General features: G+C 67.5%; 11 protein-coding genes, 1 tRNA gene and 1 other RNA gene. 7 read left to right on the top strand and 6 right to left on the bottom strand.

Going from position 1 to position 12,451, the window contains the following annotated elements; all coding sequences use genetic code 11:
• The 3 genes from IY392_RS05935 to ffs all read right to left on the bottom strand — a co-directional run.
• Positions 1-1,192 (bottom strand): DNA polymerase III subunit gamma and tau (locus tag IY392_RS05935; protein ID WP_194860758.1); only part of this gene is annotated, 1,192 nt, incomplete at its 3' end.
• 496 nt (positions 1,193-1,688) lie between these two features.
• Positions 1,689-2,960, bottom strand: coding sequence for an aminotransferase class I/II-fold pyridoxal phosphate-dependent enzyme (locus IY392_RS05930; protein WP_194860757.1), 1,272 nt, complete (start codon positions 2,958-2,960; stop codon positions 1,689-1,691).
• Between the two features lie 69 nt (positions 2,961-3,029).
• Positions 3,030-3,124, bottom strand: an RNA gene (gene ffs / locus IY392_RS05925) — signal recognition particle sRNA small type.
• A 106-nt stretch (positions 3,125-3,230) separates the two neighbouring features.
• Here ffs and IY392_RS05920 point away from each other — a divergent pair.
• Positions 3,231-3,318, top strand: a tRNA-Ser gene (locus tag IY392_RS05920).
• 100 nt (positions 3,319-3,418) lie between these two features.
• Here IY392_RS05920 and IY392_RS05915 read toward each other — a convergent pair.
• From IY392_RS05915 to IY392_RS05905, 3 genes are all read right to left on the bottom strand, one after another.
• Complete coding sequence (locus tag IY392_RS05915; protein WP_309234017.1) at positions 3,419-5,419, bottom strand: acetoacetate--CoA ligase; 2,001 nt, start codon at positions 5,417-5,419, stop codon at positions 3,419-3,421.
• A gap of 38 nt (positions 5,420-5,457) precedes the next feature.
• Positions 5,458-6,795, bottom strand: a complete 1,338-nt coding sequence (locus IY392_RS05910; protein WP_194860755.1) for a short-chain fatty acid transporter — start codon at positions 6,793-6,795, stop codon at positions 5,458-5,460.
• A 167-nt stretch (positions 6,796-6,962) separates the two neighbouring features.
• A complete protein-coding gene (locus tag IY392_RS05905) occupies positions 6,963-8,117 on the bottom strand; it encodes a CdaR family transcriptional regulator (protein WP_182612284.1) in 1,155 nt (384 codons plus the stop codon).
• A gap of 163 nt (positions 8,118-8,280) precedes the next feature.
• On the opposite strand from IY392_RS05905, the gene IY392_RS05900 reads away from it, so the two are divergent.
• The 6 genes from IY392_RS05900 to nuoE form a co-directional block, all read left to right on the top strand.
• Positions 8,281-8,607, top strand: coding sequence for a hypothetical protein (locus IY392_RS05900; RefSeq protein WP_228549083.1), 327 nt, complete (start codon positions 8,281-8,283; stop codon positions 8,605-8,607).
• 228 nt (positions 8,608-8,835) lie between these two features.
• A complete protein-coding gene (locus IY392_RS05895; protein ID WP_107755519.1) occupies positions 8,836-9,195 on the top strand; it encodes an NADH-quinone oxidoreductase subunit A in 360 nt (119 codons plus the stop codon).
• A gap of 23 nt (positions 9,196-9,218) precedes the next feature.
• Positions 9,219-9,773 (top strand): NADH-quinone oxidoreductase subunit B family protein, encoded by a 555-nt coding sequence (locus IY392_RS05890; RefSeq protein ID WP_107755518.1) that lies wholly within the window; start codon positions 9,219-9,221, stop codon positions 9,771-9,773.
• Entirely contained in the window at positions 9,770-10,540 is a 771-nt protein-coding gene (locus IY392_RS05885) for an NADH-quinone oxidoreductase subunit C (RefSeq protein WP_194860753.1), read from the top strand. Before IY392_RS05890 ends, IY392_RS05885 begins: the two co-directional genes overlap by 4 nt.
• On the top strand, positions 10,540-11,844 hold the full coding sequence (nuoD, locus tag IY392_RS05880) for an NADH dehydrogenase (quinone) subunit D (RefSeq protein WP_107755517.1): 1,305 nt from the start codon (positions 10,540-10,542) through the stop codon (positions 11,842-11,844). Before IY392_RS05885 ends, nuoD begins: the two co-directional genes overlap by 1 nt.
• Positions 11,841-12,451 (top strand): NADH-quinone oxidoreductase subunit NuoE (gene nuoE / locus IY392_RS05875; protein ID WP_194860752.1); only part of this gene is annotated, 611 nt, incomplete at its 3' end. The genes nuoD and nuoE, both read left to right, overlap by 4 nt.

Below are 12,451 nucleotides of genomic sequence, written 5' to 3'. Positions count from 1 at the left end.
CCCCGACATGGACCCCGCCACCCGGGGCGGCGACCGATCGCGCTGTACCGGACTCCAGCGCCTCGACGCGCTGCAGCAGCGCGAGCACCGAGTCGTCGGCCGACGGCAGCAGTAGTTTGGCGCAGAGGATCTCCAGCAGCAGCCGGGGAGAGGTGGCGCCGCGCATCGACCCCATCCCCTCGTGCACCATGTCCGCGCACCGCGCGAGGGTGGCGGGGCCGATGTTCTCGGCCTGCCGCCGCATGGTGTCGGCCTGCTCGACCGGCGCGTCGACGAGGCCGCGCTCGATGGCCTGGGGGACAGACTGCACCATGATGAGGTCTCGCAGACGCTGCAGCAGGTCCGCCGCGAACCGGCGGGGATCGAGCCCTGCCTCGATGACCTTGTCGACGGTCCGGAACAGCGTCGCACCGTCGGAGGCGGCGAGGGCGTCCACGGTGTCGTCGATCAGCGCCGCCTCGGTGGCCCCCAGAAGACTCACCGCGCGCGAATAGGTGATGCCCTCTTCGCCCGCGCCGGCCATCAGCTGGTCCAGCACGCTCAACGTATCGCGCGGCGACCCCCCACCGGCGCGGATGACCAGCGGGAAGACGGTCGGCTCGACCCGCACGCCCTCCTGGTCGCAGACCCGCTCGAGAAGTCCGCGCATCGCCGAGGGCGTGAGCAGGCGGAACGGGTAGTGGTGCGTCCGTGAGCGGATCGTCGGCAGCACCTTCTCCGGCTCGGTGGTGGCGAAGATGAAGATGAGGTGCTCCGGCGGCTCCTCCACGATCTTGAGCAGCGCGTTGAAGCCCGCGTTGGTGACCATGTGCGCCTCGTCGATGATGAGCACCCGGTACCGCGACGACGCCGGCGCGAAAAATGCCCGCTCACGCAGGTCACGGGTGTCGTCCACACCACCGTGGCTGGCCGCGTCGAGCTCGGTGACGTCCAGCGTGCCCGTGCCCCCGGGCGCGAGCGCCACGCAGGAGTCGCACTCCCCGCAGGGTGTCGCGGTGGGTCCCTCCACGCAGTTCAGCGACCGGGCGAGGATGCGGGCGGACGAGGTCTTGCCGCACCCGCGCGGCCCGGAGAAGAGATACGCGTGGTTGATCCGGCCGGAGGACAATGCCACGGAGAGCGGCTCGGTGACGTGCTCCTGGCCCACGACCTCGGCGAAGGAGGCGGGGCGGTACTTCCGGTAGAGGGCCACGGCTAGAGGGTACCCAGGGGGTACGACGACGAGGCGAGACCTCTGCGTCCGGGAGGACGACATCCCGAAATGACCGGAGGGGCCGCGTCTCCGCGACCCCTCCCGACGTCCCTCGCGCGGCGGTGCGGGCCCCCTCAGACCCTCGCGGCGCGGTTCCGGACCGAGATCACAGCACCGGCCCCTCGCAGCCCCTCAGCCGCACTCCGGTGCCCGATCCCTTATGGGGTCCGGACGCGTCAAATACAACCACGCGGACCTGCGGCGATCAAGGACCTTCCTCAATTGACTACTGCTCAACAGCGCTTTCGGGGCCATTCGTGCACGTCAGAGCACTGTCCCCCGAAATTCCCGGCGGGTCCACGTAATGAGAACGTGTTACAGATCACAGCACCACCGCTTTCGCTGGTGACAGCGGCACCGTCGACACCCCCACAGGGGCATCACCGGGTCCGCATCTCAGTGATTGGTGATTAACGAAGCGGCAGGCTGTGTTACATCACTTCTGCGCGTCGCGACACGCCGCGAGCAACGCGCACAGTCCCACCACGTCCATCGCCGTCTCCACCTCGGCCAACGGCGGGAGGGTGGGCGCCAGCCGGATGTGCCTGTCGTCGGGATCCCGCCCGTACGGATAGGCCGAACCCGCCGGGGTCAACGCCACACCGATCGCCTTGGCCAGGCGGACGGTCTCCGTGGCGGTACCGTCCGGGACCTCGAGGTCGATGAAATACCCGCCCTCAGGCCTGGTCCAGCGGGCCACCCCGTAGTCGCCGAGGCGGCGGCCCAACGCTGCGGCGGCCGCCTCGAACTTGGGGGCCACGATCTCCCGGTGCTTCTGCATGTGGGCGCGCACCCCGTCGGCGTCACCGAAGAACCGCGCGTGCGCCAGCTGGTTCACCTTGTTCGGTCCGATCGACCGGACCCCGGTGTGGCTCAGATACCAGTCGAGGTTCGGCGTCGAGGCCGAGAGGAACGACACGCCCGCGCCGGCGAAGGTGATCTTGGAGGTCGAACACACCTGCAGGAAGCGATGAGGGTGACCGGCCTCCGCGGCGATCGAGTCGACGTCGGGCACCTTGGGGAAATCCGGGGTCAGCGTGTGCACCACGTAGGCGTTGTCCCAGATCACCCGGAAGTCCGGGGCGGCCGTGACCATGCGCGCCAGCCGCGACACGGTGTGGTCGCTGTAGACGACGCCGGTCGGGTTGGAGTAGATCGGCACACACCACATGCCCTTGATCGACGGGTCCGTCGCCACGAGATGCTCCACCTCGTCCATGTCCGGGCCGCCCTCGCCCATCGCGACCGGGATCATCTCGATACCGAGGGCCTCGGTGATGGTGAAGTGCCGGTCGTATCCGGGCACCGGGCAGAGCCACCGGAGCGTCGGCTCGTCCTTCCACGGACGCTCGGAATCCGGCGTGCCGAACAACATCGAGAACGCCAGCAGGTCGTACATGATCGACAGGCTCGCGTTGTCCTGCGCGATCACCCGGTCGACGTCCACCCCCAGGAGCTCGGCGATGATCCCACGGAGCTCCGGCAGTCCTGCCCCGCCTCCATAGTTCCGGACGTCGGTCGACCCCGCGGTGTGGTCCCCCTCCCCCGGCAGGGCCAGCAGCCGCTCGGAGAGGTCCAGCTGTTCGGGCGAGGGCTTACCTCGGGTCAGGTCCAGGGAGAGACCGCGCTCGGCGAGGGAGTCGTACTCGCGGGACAACTCCGATTCGAGTCGGGCCAGGTCGTCGGCGGAGAGATCGGACAGCGCCACAGTGGCCTCCGGGGGATCGACATCGTCGGTGGTCTCGGCACCTCGACGCAGGTGGTCCTGGTGCCGGACGTGAAGGGACCCCGCGCACCCGCCAGAGCCCGCTGACCCTTGCTGCCTTCCGGCCCTGGGGGAGTTCACAGGATGGACGCCGCGCGGGGTCCGGTGACGAGTCTAACCGTGCCGCCTCCGCGGCCGCACGCCGCCCGGGAGGAAGCCGAGGAATCCCGGATGGTTTGCCAGTGGTTGGCCGCGCTGGGTACTGTGATCGACGGAGGATTCGCCTAGTGGCCTATGGCGCTCGCCTGGAACGCGGGTTGGGGTTTATAGCCCCTCAGGGGTTCAAATCCCCTATCCTCCGCCGCAGACGCGGCCCGGTGCTCTCGAGCCCGGGCCGCGTTTCTCGTCGCCCCGGTGGCGCACGGGCACCGAGTGCCACCGGGGCCCCACCTTCACGCCTGCTACTCCGCGTGCCGCCTCCTGGCGAACGCCGACGCCCGCTCCACGTACCAGCGCAGCGTGTCCGGTTCATCGGTCGCGGTGTAGCTCACGGCGTCCGGATCCGCGCCCTGATAGAGCCGTTTGACCGGCACCTCCATCAGTTTTCCGGTGCGGGTCCGGGGAACCGAAGGCGCGGCGATGATCTCGTCGGGCACGTACCTGGGTGAGACCTTCGACCTGATCTCGGAGACGATGGCCTCCCGGAGTTCGTCGTCGACCTCGAAGCCGGCGTCAGGCACGACGAAGAGCGGCATGTAGTACTCACCCCGAGCCAGTTCAGCACCGATCACCATGGACGCCCGCACACCCGGAACGGTGTCCACGACCTCGCAGATGTCGGCCGATCCCATGCGGATGCCACCGCGATTGATCGTCGAGTCGGAGCGACCGTGGATGACGAAAGACCCTTCGGGTCTGCGGGTGGCCCAATCGCCCTGCCGCCACATGCCGGGGAAGTCCTCGAAGTAGGCGCCCCGGTATCTGCTCCCGTCGGGATCGTTCCAGAACTTCACGGGCATCGAGGGCAGTGGTTCGGTCATCACCAGCTCGCCCACCTCCCCGACGACCGGGCGTCCCTCCGGATCGACGGTGTCCGCCGCGACGCCCAGATACGGCCCCTGGAGCTCGCCAACGTAGGTCGGATCGAACGGGTTCGATCCGACGATCCCCGAAGCGATATCGGTTCCTCCGGAGTCAGAACCCAGATGCACATCGTTCTTCACGTGGTCGTGGATCCACAGCCAGGTCGATTCGGGCAGCGGAGACCCGGTGGACAGGATGGAGTCCAGCTTCGAGAAATCGAAGAGTGCACGGGGGGACATCCCGGAGCGCTGGATTTCCGTCAGCACCGCGGCGCCCACACCGAAGAACGACACCTGTTCCGTCGAGCAGATCTCGAGGTGTCTGGCCGGCGTCCCGAATGACGGGGCACCGTCGTAGGTGACGACGGTCGCACCTCTCATCATCGACGCCACCAGCATGTTCCACGCCACCCACGTCGTGGACACGGCGAAGTACACCCGGTCGCCCGGACCGAGGTCATACTGCAGCCCGTTGGCCTTGTTCGCTTCGAGGACGATTCCACCGTGACCGTGGACTATCCCCTTCGGCTTGCCCGTGGTCCCTGAGGAATACAGCACCCACAGCGGGTGGGAGAATTCGACGCGGTCGTATACGGGCCGGGCGGGCGTTGACATGATCGTGGACATCCGGGTGCTCGGTACGCGGGTCGCCGGGGGCATCTCGCTCGAGGGGCCCCCCGTGTCCACGAAGACGTGGTGCTCGATCGTCGGAAGGGCGTCGATGAGGTCGGGCAAGCCCCTCGTCATGTCCCGGTATCGGCCGTTGAAGTCGTATCCGTCCACGGTGAGAAGAACCCTCGGAGCGATCTGCGTGAATCGATCGCTTACCCCCCGGACGCCGAAGTCCGTGTTGACGACCGACCAGATCGCCCCTACGGACGCTGCCGCCAGTTGGGCGACGATCGTCTCGGGGACGTTCGGCAGGACCGCACACACGACGTCCCCCCGCCGCACCCCGATCGATCGGAAGTGTGCCGCGAGCGACGCCGTGCGTTCTTCGAGTTCCCGCCAGGTCAGGGACTGACGAGGCCGGGATTCGTGCAGGCCGACGACGGCTTCCCGGTCGGGATCCGACCCGGCGAAGCGCAACAGGTTCTCCGCGTAGTTGAGGCGCGCGTCGGGGAACCAGCGGGTGTCAGCGATCGACTCCCCCTCACGCACGGGCCCCGCGCCGCGATCGCCGACGAGGTCGTAGTACTCCCATACCGACTCCCAGAAGTCATCGACGCATCCGACACTCCACCTGTGCAGCTCGGCGTAGGTTCCGAGCCCGCCTCCTACCTCGGCCGGATGCACTCCACGGTGGTGTCGGAGCCAATTCTGGAAGCTGCGGAGATCCGACCCCTCGACCCGTGCTGCGGACGGCTCCCACGTCTTCACGCGGCCATTCACGCTGTGACTGCTCATCATGTTCCCCGTCACCACCCGAGGACCGGCACGAGCAGGAAGATCGTCGAACCGATCACCATCAGGACGACCATCGCCGTCATGCAGTAACCCCAGATGTCCTTGAGTCCCAGACCCGAGAGGCCGAGCGCGGCGAGGACGAAGAACGGTTGCAGCAAGTTGGTCGTCATGTCGCCCACTGACACCGCGTTGACGACGGTCGCAGCTGAGACATTCATGGTGCTGATCGATTCGAGCAGCACCGGCCCCTGGACCTGCCACTGGCCACCGGCGGATGGCACGAAGATATTGACGATCATGGCTGAGATGTAGGCGAACAACGGGAACGTCGCGTCCGTGGAGCTCGATGCGAACCACTCGCCGATCAGGACGATCAGCCCGGCGCCGCCCATCATGCCGACGATGCCGGCGTAGAACGGGAACTGGAGCACGATTCCCGACGCCGCCGGGATCCCATCGGTGATGCACTCGGCGTACTTGGCGGGGCTTCCGTGGAGCGCGATACCGACGATGAGGAATATGAAGTTGATGATGTTGAGTTCGAGGTTGAAGCCCTGGGCGACGAAGTAGGTGATGATGCCGATCAGGCCGAGGATCACGATGAGGTAGTTGATGATCCTGCTGTTGTTGATCCGGTCCGAGACGGTCGAGTCCCTGGAGACCGAGCCGGCGTCCGCAGTCTCCCGCGCGTCATCCGGGCCGGAGAACGGGACGACGTCCCGGCCTTTCGGTGCCATCAGAATGAAGGCGACGAGCACACCCAGGAAACCAAACACGGCCGCACTGATCATGGTCGGGCTATACAGCGTCTCGGTGACCGGTATGAGTCCGATCTCATCTTCCAGGCTGTGCCCGGGGGTGTTGACCAGCAGTGGAGCGGTGAGGGCGAGCGACACCGGCTGAGTCGCGATGACCGCCGTGTACGCGGCGGCGACAAGCAGCCGGAAATCCGCGACCTTGACACGTCGAGCGATCTCGATCGCGACGAGCGTTCCCCCGACGAAGCCCAGACCCCAGCTGATGATGCCGAATGCCGCTGAGACCACCATCGCCATGACGAGCGCGGCGAGTTGGGTCTTGGGGACGCCGGCGAGGCGGGTGAGGAGCCTGTTGACCGGCGGAGCCTTCGCGAGCGCGTAGCCGGTGACCAGTACGACCACCATCTGCATGCCGAACTCGAGGAAGCCCCAGAATCCGCCGTACCAGTGCTCGGCCATCTCCGGCAAGGACTGGCTCCCGATCGTCATCCCGAGGATCAGAGTGACGATCGTCAGGACGAGCGCGAAGAGGAACGCGTTGGGCAGATACTTCTCGACGAGAAGGTTGAGAGAGCGCGATAGGGCTCGCACAGGCGGATCTCCTTTGGGCTCAGCGGGGGCTCGGACGCCATGACGCCCGACACATTCTGCTATCGCTCGTCACAAAAGGAGATGGACCACAGCCTGAAATTGTTGCGTAGGTCTCGTTACAGATTACAAACCTGTCGAGCTATGGACCGTCGGCCACCGTTCGAGGCTCATTCCTCGGTCGAGTTCCGATCCCTGGCGCGCAGCTCGAAGTACCACTGCAGTGATACCGCGGTCTCCATGTCGTCGACCGAACACCCGGTGATCTCCGCGAACCGGGCGATCCGGTAGCGCAGGGTGTTCGGATGACAGTTGAGCGTTCTCGCGGCGTTCTTATAGGAGCGGTTCTGCCGGAGATACTCTTCGACGCTGCACAGGGTGGAGGCGGCATCGACCTTGGCCGAGTCGAGGGGTTGCCGAAATCTCGCGTCGAAGAGATCGACGACCGGCGACTCCGGGTCGACAGCTACCCGCCAGCCGACCTCCTCGAGGTGGTGATTCCCCGCGCTCAGCGCGGTCGAGGTGCTGGCCACCCGCCGAGCAACCTCGAGGGACTCCGCTATGCCGGACAGGGGACGGGGCCGACCGTAGGACACGGACACGCCGTCGCCGGTGTCGAACACCTCCCTGCAGATACCCACGATCACATCGCCTCGAATCGCACACACCCCCCGATGGCCGAAGATCTGGGGCTCCAGCATCGCGAGAAGCGAATAGATGTCGTGCCCGGAGTGACCCACCATCGCGGCGACAAAGCCGCGGTAGTCCAGGTCTGTGCGCAAGGCGAAGCGAGTCTGTGCGGTGGCAAGGATTCCGTCGTCGAAATCTCCGGAGCGCAGCCGGTCGATGAAGTCATTCTTGATCGCATGGTTCCGGGTGTCGAGCTGCAGTTGATGCTGTCGATAGACCTCCACGAGGACGGCCGAGTACACGTCGCTGACCATCCAGATCTGCCGGTAGGCGTGAAGACTCTCGAACGGGGACACGCCGTGCGCGTCGAACAGCTCGGTCAGCGCGTCCGCGATGAGTCCTATGCTGTGCTTGTACGAACGGATGAGGTCCTCGACCGGGACACCCTGCTCGAAGCGCTTCCTCGCGATCTGCGCGTAGGCGCGCAGTTTGTGACCCTGCGGTGTGGGCCCGTCCACCACTGCGCGGATGCACATTTCGATGTTCTGGTGGAACGACGACGAGATGACCTCGTCTGATACGGACTCGTAGGTGGGATACGTGCCACGAATGGTGGCGAGGACCTGCGTGAGGAGAACCGGCTCACGTTCGACGAGCGCGTCGATCGCAGCACCTCGCGGGTCGCCGGGATCCATGTATCGGATTGTGACACGGCCACGGGATCATCCGGCCCCCGCCAACCCCGCACCGCCACGGATCCCCCTCGGTAGCATCGCGGACGTGACCGAGATCACCGCTCCGGACATCGCCCTTCGCGTGCTCGTCTACAGTCACGACGCCGGCACCCGCGACCGCGTCATGACCGCACTCGGCACCCGCCCACACCCCGACCTCCCTCGGCTCGACTACCTCGAGGTGGCCACGGCGGCGGTCGTCGTCGACACCATGGACGCGGGCGGCATCGACCTGGTGATCCTCGACGGCGAGGCCGCCCCCACCGGCGGGCTCGGACTGGCCAAGCAACTGCGGGACGAACTCGACCACGTCCCACCGATCCTCGTCCTGATCGGCCGTGCGGACGACCGCTGGCTCGCGGACTGGTCCCGGGCCGACGCGTCGGTCCCTCACCCGATCGACCCGTTCCGTCTGCGAGATGCGGTCACCTCGCTCCTCGCGCCGACCTGAGCTCCCGCCACCACCGGCGGCCGTCGCACACCTGGAACCGGTCTGCCGAAACCCCAGACACGCGTCAACGCAATGTGAGTAGAGTCACAGTCGGGGTCGGGGACACCCGATCCGACAGGGAGACGGCGGGCCGTGACCCCACCACAGCCGGTCGCCGGCGATCCCATGCGGTTGCAGGAGAAGTGAACCCACAGGTGGCTTCTCGAGGAACGCGCGAGGAGTGACGCGATGAACGAGTACGTACCCATCCTGGTCCTCGGCGCCGTCGCCGTCGCCTTTGCCGTCTTCTCCTCGCTGACGTCGTCGCTGGCCGGTCCGAGCCGGTTCAACAGGTCCAAGGTCGAGGCCTACGAGTGCGGCATCCAACCCACCCCGCAGCCGGTCGGGGGCGGCCGGTTCCCGGTGAAGTACTACCTCACGGCGATGCTGTTCATCATCTTCGGCATCGAGATCCTCTTCCTCTATCCGTGGGCCGTGCACTTCGACACCCTCGGGCTGTTCGGACTGGCCGCGATGGCCCTGTTCGTCGTCAACGTCTCCGTCGCCTACGCCTACGAGTGGCGTCGCGGCGGGCTGAGCTGGGACTGACCGGGGCCGGGGGAGGAGACATCATGGGACTGGAAGAGAAGCTGCCGAGCGGGTTCCTGCTGACCACGGTCGAGCAACTCGCCGGATACATGCGCAAGGGGTCGCTCTGGCCCGCCACCTTCGGACTGGCCTGCTGCGCCATCGAGATGATGGCCACCAGCGGAGGCCGCTACGACCTGGCCCGGTTCGGGACCGAGGTGTTCCGCGCCTCCCCCCGCCAGGCGGACCTGATGATCGTCGCCGGCCGCGTCAGCCAGAAGATGGCCCCGGTCCTGCGCCAGGTGTACGACCAGATGGCCGAGCCCAAGTGGGTGCTGGCGATGGGTGTGTGCGCGTCCTCGGGTGGGATGTTCAACAACTACGCGATCGTCCAGGGCGTCGACCACGTCGTCCCCGTGGACATCTACCTCCCCGGGTGCCCCCCACGGCCCGAGATGCTCCTGCACGCGATCATCACCCTGCACGACAAGATCCAGCACATGCCGCTCGGCGCCAACCGGGCCGAGGCCGTCCGCGCGGCCGAGCGGGCGGCGCTCGACCAACGCCCGCTCATCCCCGTCGAGGGGATGTTCCGGTGACCGGCGACCATCCGGTCCCGGCCGATGCCCCGGACCCCGCGGGCCCGGCCGGATCCGACCCGACCACCGTCGGGGTCCGCCACGGCATGTTCGGTGTCCGCGGCACCGGCGACACCTCCGGCTTCGGCGGCCTCGTGCGCCCCGTCGACATGCCGGGAGGTACCCGGGCCCCGGGCGAGGGGGAACACGGTGCACGGGACGGCGGCGCGCCGGACGACGACCAGGGCGACGACGACGGGGTGGTCGCCACTCTCACCGCCGCCCTGGCGTCGCGGGGCGGACCGACCTTCGACGACGCGGTGGAGAACGTCGTCGTCCACAGGGGGCAGCTGGCCCTCCACGTCCGGCGCCGACACCTGCCGGCGGTCGCGCTGACCCTCCGGGACGACCCCGCGCTCCGCTTCGAGATGTCGCTCGGGGTGAGCGGGGTCCACTACCCCGGCGCCGTGGGACACGAACTGCACGTGGTCTACCCCCTGCAGTCGATCACCCACAACCGCCGGCTGCTGTTGGAGGTCTCGGCCCCCGATTCCGACCCCCACATCCCGTCCCTGACCAGGATCTACCCGACCACCGACTGGCACGAGCGCGAGACCTACGACTTCTTCGGCATCCACTTCGACGGGCACCCGTCGCTCACCCGCATCCAGATGCCGGACGACTGGGAGGGCCACCCGCAACGCAAGGACTACCCGCTCGGTGGGATCCCCGTGCAGTACAAGGGCGCGACCATCCCGCCCCCGGACCAGCGGAGGGCCTACAGCTGATGGCCGACAGAACCGACTCGGACACCGTCCTCACCGCGACCGGACAGGACTGGGAGGCGATCAGCGACGCCGCACGCAGTGCCGACGACGATCGCATCGTCGTCAACATGGGCCCCCAGCACCCGTCGACGCACGGGGTGCTGCGGCTCATCCTCGAGATCGAGGGAGAGACCGTCACCCGTGCGAGCTGCGGGATCGGGTACCTGCACACCGGGATCGAGAAGAACCTCGAGTACCGCTACTGGACCCAGGGCGTCACCTTCGTCACCCGGATGGACTACCTCTCGCCGTTCTTCAACGAGGTCGCCTACTGCCTCGGGGTGGAGCGGTTGCTCGGGATCACCGACCAGGTGCCGGAACGGGCGTCGGTCATCCGGGTGATGCTCATGGAACTCAACCGGATCTCGTCGCACATGGTCGCCCTCGCCACCGGCGCCCTGGAGCTCGGCGCCAGCACCCCCATGCTGTTCGGGTTCCGCGAGCGGGAGATGGTCCTGGACGTCTTCGAGATCATCACCGGTCTGCGGATGAACCACGCCTACGTCCGGCCCGGCGGGGTGGTCCAGGACCTGCCCGACGAGGCGGTGCCCACGATCCGGGAGCTGCTGGACGTGATGCCCGGTCGCCTGCGCGAGATGGAGCTCCTCCTGCGCCAGAACCCGATCTGGAAGATGCGTCTCGAGGGCATCGGGTACCTGGACCTCACCGGGTGCATCGCCCTGGGCGTGACCGGGCCGGTGCTGCGCGCGAGCGGGCTGCCCCACGACGTGCGCCGGACCGATCCGTACTGCGGGTACGAGACCTACGAGTTCGACGTGGTGACGGGCTCGCACAGCGACTGCTACGACCGATTCGTCATCCGCGTGGACGAGATGAAGCAGTCCCTGAGGATCATCGAACAGTGCCTGGACCGGCTCGAGCCCGGCCCCGTGATGGTGGACGACCCCAAGATCGCGTGGCCCGCCCAGCTCAAGGTCGGTCCCGACGGCCTGGGAAACTCCCCCGACCACGTCCGCCACATCATGGACAGCTCGATGGAGGCACTCATCCATCACTTCAAGCTGGTCACCGAAGGGTTTGCGGTGCCCCCGGGACAGGTGTACGTGCCGGTCGAGTCGCCCCGCGGAGAGCTGGGCGTGCACATGGTCTCGGACGGCGGCACCCGCCCCTACCGCGTCCACTACCGGGACCCGTCGTTCACCAACCTGCAGGCGGTGGCCGCCATGTGCGAGGGCGGGATGCTCGCCGACGTGATCGCCGCCGTCGCCAGCATCGACCCGGTGATGGGGGGTGTGGACCGATGAGCGGCGAACCGGTCTTCCTGCAGTTCGGCCAGAAGCCCGATGAACCCGGGGCGATCGTCCACCCGGGCGCACGACGGAGCTACCCGGACGACGTCCGCGAGCGGTTGGCCGATGACGCCGCCGCGATCGTCGCCCGCTACCCGCAGGCCAGGTCTGCGCTGCTCCCGCTGCTCCACCTCGTCCAGGCCGAGGACGGGCACATCACGCCGGCCGGCGTCGAGTTCTGCGCACAGGTGCTGGACCTCACGGCGGCCGAGGTGATGGCGGTGGCGACCTTCTACTCGATGTACCGCCGCACGCCGACGGGCGACTACCTGGTGGGCGTGTGCACCAACACGCTCTGCGCGGTGATGGGCGGCGACGAGATCCTCGCCTCCCTCGCCGACCACCTGGGCCTCGAGGGCCCCGGCACCACCGACGACGGCCGGATCACCCTGGAGCACATCGAGTGCAACGCCGCCTGCGACTACGCGCCGGTGGTGATGATCAACTGGGAGTTCTTCGACGACCAGACCCCCGACTCGGCCCGCCGGGTGGTCGACGACCTGCGGGCCGGGCGGCCGGTGACCCCCACCCGCGGCGCCCCGCTGTGCACCTTCCGAGAGAC

It is taken from the genome of Dietzia sp. SYD-A1 (assembly GCF_015356725.1).
Classification (GTDB): domain Bacteria; phylum Actinomycetota; class Actinomycetes; order Mycobacteriales; family Mycobacteriaceae; genus Dietzia.
The sequence above is the reverse complement of the archived record's forward strand: the minus strand, read 5'-3'. Positions and strand labels throughout refer to the sequence as shown.